The organism is Streptomyces antibioticus, from assembly GCF_002019855.1.
GTDB lineage: Bacteria > Actinomycetota > Actinomycetes > Streptomycetales > Streptomycetaceae > Streptomyces > Streptomyces antibioticus_B.
The window spans coordinates 1600569-1615409 of record NZ_CM007717.1; the positions used below are offsets into that span (position 1 = coordinate 1600569).

At 66.5% G+C, this 14841-nt stretch carries 12 protein-coding genes, 2 rRNA genes and 1 riboswitch; of the genes, 1 reads left to right on the forward strand and 13 read right to left on the reverse strand.

Annotated elements, in window-relative coordinates:
• Positions 1-3 precede the first annotated feature (3 nt).
• Positions 4-99, reverse strand: a riboswitch (glycine riboswitch).
• Between the two features lie 129 nt (positions 100-228).
• A complete protein-coding gene (locus AFM16_RS07085; RefSeq protein ID WP_030798314.1) occupies positions 229-600 on the forward strand; it encodes a PRC-barrel domain-containing protein in 372 nt (123 codons plus the stop codon).
• A gap of 95 nt (positions 601-695) precedes the next feature.
• Here the strand turns inward: AFM16_RS07085 and AFM16_RS07090 are convergent, their stop codons facing one another.
• The 13 genes from AFM16_RS07090 to AFM16_RS07150 all read right to left on the reverse strand — a co-directional run bounded on the left by AFM16_RS07090 (position 696) and on the right by AFM16_RS07150 (position 14784).
• Positions 696-1163: a nucleotidyltransferase domain-containing protein gene (locus AFM16_RS07090; protein WP_078636866.1), complete on the reverse strand. Its 468-nt coding sequence runs from the start codon at positions 1161-1163 to the stop codon at positions 696-698.
• Between the two features lie 91 nt (positions 1164-1254).
• Positions 1255-2679 carry a DNA polymerase IV gene (locus tag AFM16_RS07095; protein WP_078632807.1) on the reverse strand — a complete coding sequence of 475 codons (1425 nt, stop codon included), beginning with the start codon at positions 2677-2679 and terminating at the stop codon, positions 1255-1257.
• 68 nt (positions 2680-2747) lie between these two features.
• Positions 2748-3395 carry a MerR family transcriptional regulator gene (locus tag AFM16_RS07100; protein WP_078632808.1) on the reverse strand — a complete coding sequence of 216 codons (648 nt, stop codon included), beginning with the start codon at positions 3393-3395 and terminating at the stop codon, positions 2748-2750.
• Between the two features lie 240 nt (positions 3396-3635).
• A complete protein-coding gene (locus AFM16_RS07105) occupies positions 3636-4109 on the reverse strand; it encodes a bifunctional nuclease family protein (protein WP_004934251.1) in 474 nt (157 codons plus the stop codon).
• Between the two features lie 85 nt (positions 4110-4194).
• Entirely contained in the window at positions 4195-4932 is a 738-nt protein-coding gene (gene ftsR / locus AFM16_RS07110; RefSeq protein WP_078632809.1) for a transcriptional regulator FtsR, read from the reverse strand.
• Positions 4933-4975: 43 nt separating this feature from the next.
• Complete coding sequence (locus AFM16_RS07115) at positions 4976-5860, reverse strand: double zinc ribbon and FHA domain-containing protein (protein WP_078636867.1); 885 nt, start codon at positions 5858-5860, stop codon at positions 4976-4978.
• Positions 5861-5942: 82 nt separating this feature from the next.
• Positions 5943-6788, reverse strand: a complete 846-nt coding sequence (locus tag AFM16_RS07120; RefSeq protein ID WP_078632810.1) for a DUF881 domain-containing protein — start codon at positions 6786-6788, stop codon at positions 5943-5945.
• 5 nt (positions 6789-6793) lie between these two features.
• Positions 6794-7126, reverse strand: a complete 333-nt coding sequence (locus AFM16_RS07125; protein WP_030798533.1) for a small basic family protein — start codon at positions 7124-7126, stop codon at positions 6794-6796.
• Positions 7123-8019, reverse strand: a complete 897-nt coding sequence (locus AFM16_RS07130) for a DUF881 domain-containing protein (RefSeq protein ID WP_245177660.1) — start codon at positions 8017-8019, stop codon at positions 7123-7125. The genes AFM16_RS07125 and AFM16_RS07130 overlap by 4 nt, the downstream gene beginning before the upstream one ends.
• 108 nt (positions 8020-8127) lie before the next feature.
• On the reverse strand, positions 8128-10623 hold the full coding sequence (locus AFM16_RS07135; protein WP_030798522.1) for a mannose-1-phosphate guanyltransferase: 2496 nt from the start codon (positions 10621-10623) through the stop codon (positions 8128-8130).
• 114 nt (positions 10624-10737) lie between these two features.
• Positions 10738-11346 carry a cardiolipin synthase ClsA gene (gene clsA / locus AFM16_RS07140; RefSeq protein ID WP_078632812.1) on the reverse strand — a complete coding sequence of 203 codons (609 nt, stop codon included), beginning with the start codon at positions 11344-11346 and terminating at the stop codon, positions 10738-10740.
• A 108-nt stretch (positions 11347-11454) separates the two neighbouring features.
• Positions 11455-11571: ribosomal RNA gene (gene rrf, locus AFM16_RS07145) — 5S ribosomal RNA — on the reverse strand.
• 91 nt (positions 11572-11662) lie between these two features.
• Positions 11663-14784 (reverse strand): 23S ribosomal RNA (locus AFM16_RS07150).
• Between the last annotated feature and the right edge of the window lie 57 nt (positions 14785-14841).

Sequence of the window (14841 nt, forward strand, 5' to 3'; positions counted from 1 at the left end):
GACCTCGTCCGTGCGGTACCTGGGCCTGAGAGATTCCGGGGAGGATTTGCTCCTTCGGCGCCTCCGGTGATGTCCGGAGGACTCTCCCGCACGGGGTCAGCAGCCGTTGCCAGACTACCAGCGAGGTCAACGCCACCTCCTTCGAGTGGCCGCGAGCCCCGATGTGCTCTTTTGTAGTGCTTACGGATGTAGTGCCTACGGATGAGTTTGCGACCATGTGGAGGGCCCGTGCAGACCGACATCGATCCGCGCAACCTGATCGGCCGCAAGGCGTTCGACCGCAACGGCACCAAGATCGGCACCGTCGACGAGGTCTACCTCGACGACGCGACCGGCGTGCCCGAGTGGGCCGCCATACGCACCGGTCTGTTCTCCCGGGACGCCTTCGTCCCGCTGGAGCCCAGCGAGCTGATCGAAGGCACCCTCCACGTCCCCTTCGAACGCTCGCTGATCAAGGACGCCCCGGACTTCGGCGTGGGCCGCCACCTCTCGCCCGACCAGGAACTCCAGCTCTACCACCACTACGGCCTGGACGTCGCCGCCCCACCCCCTCTCCCGGACCACGACTTCGGCCGCCTGGCAGGCACAGACGAGACCTGAGACAAGGCCCCGGGCAAGGGCCAGCCGCAGCCGAGACTCAGGGGCGCGGGGAACTGCGCGAAAGGCCCCCACGCACCCGCACCCGCCGACGCACCTCAGCCACACACCCCTATCAGCGCCCCCAGCAACCCAGCCGGGTCGTACAAGGGCCGGGCCCCGTCCACGACCACCGCACGTGTCCCCGCGTCAACCGGATCCGTACGCGCCCAGTTCGTCGACGTGATGCCCAACTCCACCTCCAGGCCACTCGCCGTCACATGCCGCCACTCGGTGACAGGCCCCCACTCCCGGACCCGCGCCACCTCCCCCAGGCTCAGCTCACGCAGCCACGCCCCGCCCTCGCCGTACCCGGACGGGTCCGTCGTGAGCACGACGAGGTCCACATCGGACTCAGGCCGCGCCGTCCCCCGCGCACAGGACCCGACCAGCAGGACCCCGACGACATCGCTCCGGTTCGCACCCCAACGGGTGACGCGGTCGATCACCGCCAGCCTCTCGGCCTCCCGCGCCTGAACCGCCTGCCCGGCCGCCGGCCGAACACCCTCCAGCTCCAGCCCGTCCATACCGCTCCCGCTCTCCTCCAGCACAGCGACTCCCCGTCACTCCCCAGCCGACACCATCCATCCAGTCACTCTGCGTAACGGGCGGTGTCTCTCAGGAGTTCCCGGCGCTCACACCCGGATTCTCGGCTCCCGACCCCGCCGCCGCGATCGCAGCGCCGTCACCGGGTCTTCGCACCAACGGCAGCGGATCCGACGACTCCAGCTCCGGATCGTCGACCCGGAACGTCCGCACCCGCCCCGGCTCCGACTCCGGCGTCTCGAACCGCACGGTGACCCGCCCCAGCCCGCTCCCCTGCACCCACCCGGGCCCGAACTCGGCGTGCCGCACATCGTGCCCCGGACGCCACCGGTGCGCCGCCGGCACGGCCTCCTCCACCACGGGCGCAGCGGCCGGCACCGTCTCCTCCCCGCCGCCCTCCGCCCGCTCCTCGTCCCGCCCCTCCCCCACGGCCTGCGCGAACAGGTCCTCCTGGGTGAAGTCCGCCAATCCACTGACCCCCACCCCCAACAGCCGCACCCCACCTGTCGTGTCCACGGAATCCAGCAGCCGTGCCGCCGCCTCCCGCACCACCGTGGGATCGTCCGTGGGCCCACGCAGCGTCTCGGACCGGGTGAGCGTGGAGAAGTCGTAGCGCCGCACCTTCAGCACGATGGTCCGCCCGGACAGACCGGCCCCGCGCAGTCGGCTCACGCACCGCTCCGCCAGCCGCCGCACCTCCAGCTCCACCCGGGTCCGGTCGTGGATGTCCACGTCGTAGGTGTCCTCGACGGACACCGACTTGGTCTCCCGCTCGGCCACCACGGGCCGGTCGTCACGGGCCAGCGCCATGGCGTACAGCCCGTGTCCGTGTGCCTTGCCGACCAGCCGCACCAGCTCGTCCTCACCGGCTTCGGCGAGTTCGTCGACCGTGGTGATCCCGGCCCGTCTCAGATGGTCGCCGGTGGCCGGCCCCACCCCCGGCAGGGTGCGCACCGACATGGGCCCCAGCAGTGCCCGCTCGGTCCCCGGTTCGATCAGGACCAGGCCGTCGGGCTTGGCCTCCTCGGAAGCGATCTTGGCGAGCATCTTGGAGGCCGCGAGCCCCACCGACCCGGTCAGGCCCGTGACGCGCCGGATGTCGGCCCGCAGCCGGATCCCGGCCAGCCGCGCGGACTCGCTGTCCCAGGCCGCCTCCCCGGCCTCCAGATCCACGAACGCCTCGTCCAGGCTCAGCGGCTCCACCAGCGGCGACAGGGCCCTCAGCAGCCCCATCACCTGCTCGCTGATCGAGCGGTAGAAGGAGAAGCGGGGCACGAGATAGGCGGCGTTGGGGGCGAGGCGGCGGGCCTGGCCCATCGGCATCGCCGAGTGGACGCCGAACACCCGCGCCTCGTAGGAGGCGGTGGCGACCACACCGCGCGGCCCGAGACCGCCCACGACCACGGCTTTCCCGCGCAGACTCGGCTTGGACGCCTGCTCCGCCTGGGCGTAGAAGGCATCCATGTCGAGATGCAGGATCGTGGGCGCGTTTCTCACATCTCCGATGCTGCACCACGCCACTGACAATGACGCCGTCAGACGTCACGCACCCGCCGAGGAGGGGCTCAGACCGCCCGGTTGCGGCGGCGCGCCAGCTCGTCGGCCGGATTGTGCCCGACGAGCGTCTCACCGGTGTCGACCCGCTCGCCGTGCAGTTGCGACAGGGCGCTCTCGACGTCCCGCCAGACCACGCCCACGGCGATGCCGAAGATGCCCTGGCCGCCCTGGAGCAGGGCGTGGACCTCGTCCGGCGAGGTGCATTCGTAGACCGTGGCGCCGTCGCTCATGAGCGTCATGCGCTCCAGATCGCGGAAGCCGCGCTCCCGCAGATGCTGGACGGCGGTGCGGATGTTCTGGAGGGACACCCCGGTGTCCAGGAACCGCTTGACGATCTTCAGGACGACGACGTCCCGGAAGCTGTAGAGCCGCTGTGTGCCGGACCCGTGGGCGGGTCGCACGCTCGGTTCGACCAGGCCGGTACGGGCCCAGTAGTCGAGCTGCCGGTAGGTGATCCCGGCGGCCGCACAGGCCGTCGGACCGCGGTAGCCGATCTCCTCGGACGCCATGGACGTCGCCCCTCCGCCGCTCGGCACGGCCGCCGGTCGCTGCGGTGTGTGATCGGCCGCCGCGCTGCCGTGAAGCGGGTACGGACCGCTTCCCCCGACACCGAGTCCGGGGGCACCCCCAGCCGTACCGTCGCCGCTGCTTCTCACGCCGACCTCCGTCCTTGAACTGCCTTCTCGACGGTAGGCAGTCACCAGGGGTGCGTCAACGATCGCCACACTCGGCACGCCGAGTGATAATCACCCTAGGAGTGGTTTCCCGTACCCCACCGCGGGGAAAGGCTAGCCGAATGCGCTGAGGAGTAGCCGCAGGACGCTCTCACTCGCCGTTGGCATTTGCCGGGAACGGGGCGGCTCCGCGGTGCCGGCCGCCCACCCCGACCGGTGCGGCTACTGGTTGCTGGTGCCGAAGTCCTCGGGCGAGATCTGGTCGAGGAACTCGCGGAACTTCTCCACCTCGTCCTCCTGCTCGTCCGGGATCGCGATGCCCGCGTCGTCCAGCACCGTGTCGCTGCCGTAGATCGGCGTCCCGGTGCGCAGCGCCAGAGCTATGGCGTCGGACGGGCGCGCACTGACCTCGACCCCGCTGGCGAAGACCAGCTCCGCGTAGAACACGCCCTCCCGCAGGTCCGTGATACGCACCTCGGTGAGCTCCTGGCCGACGGCCTCCAGCACGTCCTTGAACAGGTCGTGGGTCAGCGGTCGCGCGGGAGCCATGCCCTGCTGGGCGAAGGCGATGGCCGTCGCCTCCCCCGGTCCGATCCAGATGGGGAGGTAACGGTCTCCTCCCACTTCACGCAGAAGCACGATCGGTTGGTTGGAGGGCATTTCGACCCGGACACCTACGACATCGAGCTCGTTCACACAGCAACCCTAGGCCGTGCCCGGGACGTTTGGGTAGTCGGGCCGGGAACGGGTGACCGATCCGCCCAGGGCGAAACCGCCGGGGTCAGGGCAGCCTCACCTGGAGCGCGGTCTGCACCAGCGCCGCGTGCAGCCGCACCGTGAGACCCGCCAGCTCCTTCGTACGGGCCTCCGCGTGGGCCCTGGTCTGCGGGTTGCGGTGCCGCTTGAGCGGGGCCACCACCTGGTCCACCAGCCCTGCCTCACGGTCCGCCGCGGCCTTCATCACCCGCAGATGCCGGGGCTCGATCCCGAACCGCCCCAGTTCGGCCACCAGGGCCGCCACCGTGGCCGCCTCGGCGTCGTACGCCCCGTCCTCCAGCGGCACCAGAAGGCCGTAGGACTCCCACTCCAGCAGCTCGGACTCGTCGACCCCGGCGGCCGCCAGCAGCTCGGACCGCCCGATCCGGGCCACGGTGGGCGCCTCGGCCGCCTCCGGGACCGCCTCGCCGTCCCGCTGCCGGCCCACGGTGGGCAGCGCCGCGGCCTCGCCGCGCTCCATGGCGTCCAGATGCTCCCGGATCACCTTGAGCGGCAGATAGTGGTCCCGCTGCATCCTCAGGACGTGTCCGAGGCGCTCGACGTCGTCCGCGCTGAACTTGCGGTATCCCGACGGGGTCCGCTGCGGCTCGACCAGCCCCTCCGACTCCAGGAAGCGGATCTTGGAGACGGTGACTTCGGGAAACTCGTCGCGGAGCGCGTTCAGCACGGTGCCGATGCTCATCAGCCCACCGTCCGCGGCGGCGGTGCCGAACCCGGCACCGCCCCTCGGTGTTCGAAGCATGGACCTTCCCTCGGTTCCCCCCGGACATAGGTCCGGGGGAGGGTCAGTAACCCCGCTGGCTCGCGTAGAAGACCAGCCGGTACTTGCCGATCTGCACCTCGTCGCCGTTCGCCAGAGGGACCTCGTCGATCCGCTCACGGTTGACGTACGTGCCGTTCAGACTGCCGACGTCCGCGACCTTGAACGTGCCGTCCGGGTTGCGCCGGAACTCCACATGGCGACGCGAGACCGTCACGTCGTCCAGGAAGATGTCGCTCTGCGGATGACGTCCGGCCGTGGTCAGATCGCCGTCCAGCAGGAAGCGGCTGCCCGAGTTCGGTCCCCGGCGCACCACGAGCAGCGCGGAACCCAGCGGAAGCGCGTCGACCGCGGCCTGCGCCTCCGGGGAGAGCGCCGGCAACTGCGTCTGGCCGGTGGCCTCCGCGTCGTACGCCTCGAGACCGGAGATCGAGATGGTCGAGGTCGTCTCCGACGGACGCTCGGGCGTCAGCCCGGGGCGCAACGGGGCACCGCAGTTGGAACAGAAGCGGCTGTTCTCCGGGTTGCGGTTACCGCACCTCGAACACACCAGGGCCGACATAGGAGAAAACCCTCCACCCGCGCTTGAGGTTGACGGTTGGCCGAAACCTATGCCGCCGGACTGGGCAGGGTCAACAGACGCCGCGCCCTGACCACCGGAAATGTCGCCGCCCTGACCACCCACCTGGTCCCGGAACAACGGCCGCTGGCCTTCCGCGTCGGGCTGGGCGCGATGGCGAGCGGTCGCGTTGTCGCTGCCTTCTCGCGCACTCTTGCCGAACAACTTCGCAAACAACTTCACGGGCGATTCCCCTTGACCGAAACAGACCCGCCCGTGGGGCAGGACGAACCCTGACTGAATACACCGGTCGACCCGGACACCTTCACAACGTCCGTATCCACCAGACAGTTTCCACCACGCACCACCCGATCGGTGCGTCGACCCCCCGCAACCTCTTGCCCCTGCCCGACGGCCCCCATGCACCCCCGGTTCACTGCGAGGACGACCGAGCGTAGTCAGGCTGCTTCGCCGCTCGCAAGGCATCCACGACGATCTTGCTCGATCGCTCGACGGTCACGGTGGCCTGCTCCTTCTCCAGAGTCTGCACCACTCCTCCAGGGATGTTCAGCGCCGGCTCCAGGTCCTGCGGCTTGCCGATGACCTTGAAACGAAAGGGCCCGTTGATCTTGTTCCCGTCGACGCCGACACCTTCGCCCGAATCCGAGAGGTACGTCCCGGCGACGACGCGCACGCCGTTCACCTGGATCGCCTCCGCACCGGCCGCGCGCAGCTCCTGGATCGCGTCGAGCAGCATGTCCGCCTCGACCGTCCCCTTCGTGTCCTCGATGGTCATGGTGATACCGGGCCCCTCGGCGGCCACCGTGCCCGCCAGAATGCCGAGTTGCCGCTCCTTCTCGACCGTCTGCCTGCGGGCCTCCTCCGCCTGGTCGGAGCTGTTCTCCAGCTCGTCCCGCTGCTTCTCGAGCCCGGCCTTCTCGTCCTCAAGACGCTGACTTCGGTCGTCGAGTTCATCGAGGATGCGCACGAGATCTTCCTGACGCGCCCCGCGCAGGGCGTTCCCGCTGTCGCTGTTGGAGGCCACCTGCACGGCCAGCCCGAAGCCGAGTCCGAACAGCAGCAGCGCCACGATGAGTTGGGCCCGGCTGACCCGCGGCGGCCACAACCCCTTCACCAGCCGCTGCCGCCCGGTCAGCTCGGGCGCGGCCACCTCCTCGGAACCGCCGGGCTGCGCCGGGATCGCCGGGATCTCCGCCGGCACCTCGGCGGGCAGCTCCTTGCGCAGCCTGTTCTCGGGCGTCGCGTCCTGGTCGCTCATCGGCCTCACGCCCGGAACACGTGGCGGCGAATGGCCGCCGCGTTGGAGAAGATCCGGATACCGAGCACGACGACCACACCCGTGGACAGTTGCGACCCCACGCCCAACTCGTCGCCCAGGAAGACGATCAGCGCGGCCACCACCACGTTGGACAGGAACGACACCACGAAGACCTTGTCGTCGAAGATCCCGTCCAGCATGGCCCGCAGCCCGCCGAACACGGCGTCCAGGGCCGCCACCACGGCGATCGGCAGATACGGCACTACCGCCGCCGGAATCTCGGGCTGGACCAGCAGGCCCGCCACGACCCCCACGACGAGGCCCAATACGGCGATCACGATGCGTCCTTCTCAGTTCTCGGCTGTGCTGTACGAACGGTCACACTCGGCGCGGCCGGCAACCGGACGTCCTCCTGCACGGAGATCGCGGTCCGGATGCCGTAGTTGTCCTGAAGCACGGACAGGTACACACCGTCGGCACTGTCCTGGAACCGGCTGCTGAGCCGCTTCCCGTCCCCCACCGCGAGCACCGTGTACGGCGGCACCAACGGCTTGTTGTCCACCAGTATCGCGTCACCCGCGGCCCTGATCGCCGAGAGCGCCGTCAGCCGCTGCCCGTTGATCGAGATGGCCTCGGCGCCCGACTCCCACAGGCCGTTGACCACCCGCTGCATGTCACGGTCCTTGACCCGCCCCGTGTCGGAGAAACCGGAGGTCTCGCGCGGATCGGTCCCCCCGCCCGTAGTGGCCTCCGCCGCGTCGTCCACGACCAGCTTGAGACCGGGCCCGTGCACGGCGACGGCGCCCGACAGGACGGCCACCAGGTCGGTACTGCCGCTGTCGCCGCTCTCCTCGAGCGCCTCACGCTGCCGCGCGTTCACGTCGTCGCGCAGCTTGTCGACGGTGCGCTCCAGCTCCTCGGCCGCCTCGGTCTGGCGGTCGATGCGGTCGATCAGCTCCTCGCGCTCCTTGGCCACCACCGGGGCCACGTAGCGCGTCTGCGCGGCGCCCACGGTCACGACCAGCGCCGCGAGCACCAGCCCGGCCGCCAGGACGAGCTTCGCGCGCGCCGTCCGGGGCAGGCCACCGGTACCGTCCGCCTGCTTCCGGGCGGCCGCCTCGGCATAACCCTCGTCGAGGCTGTGATCCATGACGTTGGTGAGCAGCGACATGGACGCGTCCGGGCGCGGCACACGCGCGGGTGTGCTCCGAACGGGGGGCTGCTGCGGCATGCCGCACATCGTCGCACGCCGCGGCCGATACCTCCGAACGGCCCCACCCGTGTGCCGGACGGACCCCCTTGACCAGGCCCGGTCCGGCACACGCGTGTACGGCGCGAATCAGCGTCCGGCGCTGTCCACGACCGACGACCACTCGTCGAGCAGGGCCTGCGCCGAGGCGTCGTCCGGCCCCTCCGCCCACAGATGGGTGACGGCCTCGGCCGGGTCGGGCAGCACCATCACCCAGCGCCCGTCCGTCTCCACCACCCGCACGCCGTCGGTGGTGTCCACGAAGCGGTCTCCGGCCGCCTCGACGACCCGCCGCATCACCAGGCCCTTGACGGCCCACGGGGTCGCCAGATCCCGCTTGAGGACGTGCGCGCGCGGAATCCGGGCGTCGATCTGGCTGAGCGTGAGCTGTGTCCGCGCCACCAGCCCGATCAGCCGCACGAACGCCGCCGTGCCGTCGAAGACACTGCTGAACTCCGGGACGATGAACCCGCCCTTGCCGTCACCGCCGAAGATCGTCGACTCGTCCCGCCCGACCCGCGTCAGATCGTCCGGCGAGGTCGTCGTCCACTCGACCTGCGTCCCGTGATACGCCGCCACCTGCTCGGCGATCCGGGTCGTCGTCACCGGCAGCGCCACCCGGCCGCTGCGGCGCTCCGCCGCCACCAGGTCGAGCAGCACCAGCAGCGCCCGGTCGTCCTCGATGATCCGGCCCTTCTCGTCCACCAGGGACAGCCGCTCACCCACCGGGTCGAACCGCACCCCGAACGCGGCCCGCGACGAGGCCACGATCTCCCCGAGCCGCACCAGCCCGGACCGCCGCTGCTCGGTCGTCTCCGTCGGCCTGGACTCGTCAAGGCCGGGATTGACGGTCAGCGAGTCCACCCCGAGCTTCCCGAGCAGGCTCGGCAGCACCAGACCCGCGCTGCCGTTCGAGGCATCGACCACGACCTTCAGCCCGGACTCGGCGATCCCGGTCGTGTCGACGTTCCGCAGCAGCGACCCGGTGTAGGAGTCGAACACGCTGGCCGGGAAGTGCAGGTCCCCGATCTCTCCCGGGAACGCCCGCCGGTACTCCTGCCGCGCGAAGACCCGGTCCAGCTTGCGCTGACTACCTTGCGACAGATCGGCGCCCTGCCCGTCGAAGAACATGATGTCCACGGAGTCAGGCACCCCGGGAGACGTCCGGATCATGATTCCGCCGGCACTCCCCCGCGCGGTCTGCTGCCGCGCCACGGGCAGGGGTACGTTCTCCAGATCCCGTACGTCGATGGCGCTGGCCTGCAAGGCGGAGATGACCGCCCGCTTCAGCGCCCGGGCGCCTCTGGAGTGGTCGCGGGCCGTGGTGACCGTGGACCCCTTCTTGAGCGTGGTCGCGTAGGCGCCGGCCAGCCGCACGGCCAGTTCCGGCGTGATCTCGACGTTCAGGATCCCGGACACCCCGCGGGCGCCGAAGAGATGCGCCTGGCTCCGGGACTCCCAGATCACCGAGGTGTTGACGAACGCGCCGGCCTCGATCGTCTTGAACGGATACACCCGCACATTGCCCTGCACGATCGACTCTTCGCCGATCAGGCATTCGTCGCCAATGACCGCGCCGTCCTCGATCCGCGCCGCCCGCATGATGTCGGTGTTCTTTCCGACGACACAGCCCCGCAGATTGCTGTGCTGCCCGACATACACGTTGTCGTGCACCACGGCCTTGTGCAGGAAGGCCCCGCTCTTCACGACCACATTGGAGCCGACGACGGTGTGCTCACGGATTTCGGTGCCGGCCTCCACCTTCGCGTAGTCACCGATGTACAGCGGACCGCGCAGTACGGCGTCGGGGTGCACTTCGGCGCCCTCGGCCACCCACACGCCCGGCGAGATCTCGAAGCCGTCGATCTCCACGTCGACCTTGCGCTCGAGCACGTCGGCCTGGGCCTTCACATAGCTCTCGTGCGTACCGACGTCCTCCCAGTAGCCCTCGGCGACGAAGCCGTAGATCGGCTTCCCCTCCTTCATGAGCTGGGGGAACACATCACCGGACCAGTCGACGGGAACATCGGCCTCCACATAGTTGAAGACCTCGGGTTCCATCACATAGATGCCCGTGTTCACGGTGTCCGAGAAGACCTGACCCCAGGTCGGCTTCTCCAGGAAACGCTCGACCTTGCCCTCTTCGTCGACGATGGTGATGCCGAATTCCAGCGGATTGGGCACACGCGTCAGACAGACGGTGACCATCGCGCCTTTTTCCTTGTGGAAGTTGATCAGCTCGGTGAGGTCGAAGTCGGTCAGCGCGTCGCCGGAGATGACGAGGAAGGCGTCGTCCTTCAGCGCCTCCTCGGCGTTCTTCACGCTTCCGGCAGTACCGAGCGGCTTCTCCTCATTTGCATAGCTGAGCTCCATTCCGAGCTCTTCACCATCACCGAAGTAGTTCTTGACCAGGGACGCCAGGAACTGGACAGTTACGACGGTCTCGTTGAGCCCATGCCTTTTGAGCAGCCTCAGCACGTGCTCCATGATCGGCCGGTTCACCACCGGCAGGAGCGGCTTGGGCATGCTTGAGGTCATGGGGCGAAGGCGTGTGCCTTCGCCTCCGGCCATCACGACGGCCTTCATGTCGGAAGCGTCCTCCTAGAAGAGACGACGGTCTAGCCGACTTCACCCGTCTTGATTGTCCCGCACTTTCCCGCAGCGGGCCATCGAGCCACTACTGCCGCGCAAGGGGCGAGCTCAGTCGGCCATGGCGTCCGCGCGAAGGAGACGGCGGACCTGTACCACGTAGAGAACTCCTGCCCACCAATACAGGGTTGTACCCCACCCTGCGAACGCCCATCCGAAAATGGCAGCGAGTGACGCCAGCCATCCGCTTCCGTCACTGAGCAGCAGCAACGGGAACGCGTACATCAGGTTGAAGGTAGCCGCCTTCCCCAGGAAGTTCACCTGGGGCGGCGGATAGCCGTGCCGCCTGAGGATGCCCACCATCACCAGCAGGACGAGTTCCCGCGCGAGAAGTGCAGCCGTCAACCAGAGCGGCAGAATCTCGCGCCAGGTGAGACCCACCAGAGTCGAGAGAATGTAAAGCCGGTCGGCGGCCGGGTCCAGGAGCCGGCCGAGGCTGCTGATCTGGTTCCAGCGTCGCGCCAGCTTGCCGTCGAGATAGTCGCTGATGCCGCTCAGGGCCAGCACCAGCAGGGCCCAGCCGTCGCTCTGCGGGCCACCGAACTCGGGCCTGAGGATCAACCACAGGAAGAGCGGCACGCCGGCGAGACGCGCCATGCTGAGGATGTTCGGGATGGTGAGAACCCGATCCGTCTGAACGCGGGTCTCCTGGACCTCCACCCGGGGGCCTCCGTAGAAAATGAGCCAACGATGCCCCCTGACCCTACCTCAACGCAAAAAAGCTCTGGCCCTTGGGCTGTGTGCCCAAGAGCCAGAGCTCTAAAAGGAGTTCGGCGGTGTCCTACTCTCCCACAGGGTCCCCCCTGCAGTACCATCGGCGCTGTGAGGCTTAGCTTCCGGGTTCGGAATGTAACCGGGCGTTTCCCTCACGCTATGACCACCGAAACACTATGAAACTGTTTCAGCCGCACCACGCCCTGACACGGGCGTGGGGCTGTTCGTGGTTTCAGAACCAACACAGTGGACGCGAGCAACTGAGGACAAGCCCTCGGCCTATTAGTACCGGTCACCTCCACACGTTACCGTGCTTCCAGATCCGGCCTATCAACCCAGTCGTCTACTGGGAGCCTTACCCCATCAAGTGGGTGGGAGTCCTCATCTCGAAGCAGGCTTCCCGCTTAGATGCTTTCAGCGGTTATCCCTCCCGAACGTAGCCAACCAGCCATGCCCTTGGCAGAACAACTGGCACACCAGAGGTTCGTCCGTCCCGGTCCTCTCGTACTAGGGACAGCCCTTCTCAAGACTCCTACGCGCACAGCGGATAGGGACCGAACTGTCTCACGACGTTCTAAACCCAGCTCGCGTACCGCTTTAATGGGCGAACAGCCCAACCCTTGGGACCGACTCCAGCCCCAGGATGCGACGAGCCGACATCGAGGTGCCAAACCATCCCGTCGATATGGACTCTTGGGGAAGATCAGCCTGTTATCCCCGGGGTACCTTTTATCCGTTGAGCGACGGCGCTTCCACAAGCCACCGCCGGATCACTAGTCCCGACTTTCGTCCCTGCTCGACCCGTCGGTCTCACAGTCAAGCTCCCTTGTGCACTTACACTCAACACCTGATTGCCAACCAGGCTGAGGGAACCTTTGGGCGCCTCCGTTACCCTTTAGGAGGCAACCGCCCCAGTTAAACTACCCATCAGACACTGTCCCTGATCCGGATCACGGACCCAGGTTAGACATCCAGCACGACCAGAGTGGTATTTCAACGACGACTCCACCTGAACTGGCGTCCAAGCTTCACAGTCTCCCACCTATCCTACACAAGCCGAACCGAACACCAATATCAAACTGTAGTAAAGGTCCCGGGGTCTTTCCGTCCTGCTGCGCGAAACGAGCATCTTTACTCGTAGTGCAATTTCACCGGGCCTATGGTTGAGACAGTCGAGAAGTCGTTACGCCATTCGTGCAGGTCGGAACTTACCCGACAAGGAATTTCGCTACCTTAGGATGGTTATAGTTACCACCGCCGTTTACTGGCGCTTAAGTTCTCAGCTTCGCCAMSMCGAAKMBTGACTAACCGGTCCCCTTAACGTTCCAGCACCGGGCAGGCGTCAGTCCGTATACATCGCCTTACGGCTTCGCACGGACCTGTGTTTTTAGTAAACAGTCGCTTCTCGCTGGTCTCTGCGGCCACCCCCAGCTCGRRSAGCAAGTSYYCTCACCARDBRTGGCCCCCCTTCTCCCGAAGTTACGGGGGCATTTTGCCGAGTTCCTTAACCATAGTTCACCCGAACGCCTCGGTATTCTCTACCTGACCACCTGAGTCGGTTTAGGGTACGGGCCGCCATGAAACTCGCTAGAGGCTTTTCTCGACAGCATAGGATCATCCACTTCACCACAATCGGCTCGGCATCAGGTCTCASMCTMWRTGWSWGGCGGATTTGCCTACMTSWCGKSCTACACCCTTACCCCGGGACAACCACCGCCCGGGCTGGACTACCTTCCTGCGTCACCCCATCACTCACCTACTRCMASYYTGGKYCRKCGGCTCCACCACTYYCCTTKCCCCGAAGGSTCCGGRRCGGCTTCACGGMCTTAGCATYRMYDGGTTCGATGTTTGACGCTTCACAGCGGGTACCGGAATATCAACCGGTTATCCATCGACTACGCCTGTCGGCCTCGCCTTAGGTCCCGACTTACCCTGGGCAGATCAGCTTGACCCAGGAACCCTTAGTCAATCGGCGCACACGTTTCTCACGTGTGAATCGCTACTCATGCCTGCATTCTCACTCGTGAACCGTCCACCACTGCCTTCCGGCGCRGCTTCACCCGGCACACGACGCTCCCCTACCCATCMMWRNMGSCGTTGGSCSTRTTRYWKSAATGACACGACTTCGGCGGTACGCTTGAGCCCCGCTACATTGTCGGCGCGGAATCACTAGACCAGTGAGCTATTACGCACTCTTTCAAGGGTGGCTGCTTCTAAGCCAACCTCCTGGTTGTCTCTGCGACTCCACATCCTTTCCCACTTAGCGTACGCTTAGGGGCCTTAGTCGATGCTCTGGGCTGTTTCCCTCTCGACCATGGAGCTTATCCCCCACAGTCTCACTGCCGCGCTCTCACTTACCGGCATTCGGAGTTTGGCTAAGGTCAGTAACCCGGTAGGGCCCATCGCCTATCCAGTGCTCTACCTCCGGCAAGAAACACACGACGCTGCACCTAAATGCATTTCGGGGAGAACCAGCTATCACGGAGTTTGATTGGCCTTTCACCCCTAACCACAGGTCATCCCCCAGGTTTTCAACCCTGGTGGGTTCGGTCCTCCACGAAGTCTTACCTCCGCTTCAACCTGCCCATGGCTAGATCACTCCGCTTCGGGTCTTGAGCGTGCTACTAAARYCGCCCTGTTCGGACTCGCTTTCGCTACGGCTACCCCACCCGGGTTAACCTCGCAACACACCGCAAACTCGCAGGCTCATTCTTCAAAAGGCACGCAGTCACGAGAWMWSWGCAAGCWSWKWTCCGACGCTCCCACGGCTTGTAGGCACACGGTTTCAGGTACTATTTCACTCCGCTCCCGCGGTACTTTTCACCATTCCCTCACGGTACTATCCGCTATCGGTCACCAGGGAATATTTAGGCTTAGCGGGTGGTCCCGCCAGATTCACACGGGATTTCTCGGGCCCCGTGCTACTTGGGTGTCTCTCAAACGAGCCGCTGACGTTTCGACTACGGGGGTCTTACCCTCTACGCCGGACCTTTCGCATGTCCTTCGCCTACATCAACGGTTTCTGACTCGTCCYRYSGCCGGCAGACSRYRGAAGAGAGATCCCACAACCCCGCACACGCAACCCCTGCCGGGTCTCACACGTATACGGTTTGGCCTCATCCGGTTTCGCTCGCCACTACTCCCGGAATCACGGTTGTTTTCTCTTCCTGAGGGTACTGAGATGTTTCACTTCCCCTCGTTCCCTCCACACTGCCTATGTGTTCAGCAGCGGGTGACAGCCCATGACGACTGCCGGGTTTCCCCATTCGGAAACCCCCGGATCAAAGCCTGGTTGACGACTCCCCGGGGACTATCGTGGCCTCCCACGTCCTTCATCGGTTCCTGGTGCCAAGGCATCCACCGTGCGCCCTTAAAAACTTGGCCACAGATGCTCGCGTCCACTGTGCAGTTCTCAAACAACGACCAGCCACCCATCACCCC

Coding starts and splice junctions, on each gene's coding strand:
- AFM16_RS07090 (WP_078636866.1), bottom strand. CDS start 1,163: ATGGACGGGCTGGAGCTGGAGGGTGTTCGGCCGGCGGCCGGGCAGGCG.
- ftsR (WP_078632809.1), bottom strand. CDS start 4,932: ATGCTTCGAACACCGAGGGGCGGTGCCGGGTTCGGCACCGCCGCCGCG.
- AFM16_RS07130 (WP_245177660.1), bottom strand. CDS start 8,019: ATGCCGCAGCAGCCCCCCGTTCGGAGCACACCCGCGCGTGTGCCGCGC.
- AFM16_RS07120 (WP_078632810.1), bottom strand. CDS start 6,788: ATGAGCGACCAGGACGCGACGCCCGAGAACAGGCTGCGCAAGGAGCTG.
- AFM16_RS07135 (WP_030798522.1), bottom strand. CDS start 10,623: ATGAAGGCCGTCGTGATGGCCGGAGGCGAAGGCACACGCCTTCGCCCC.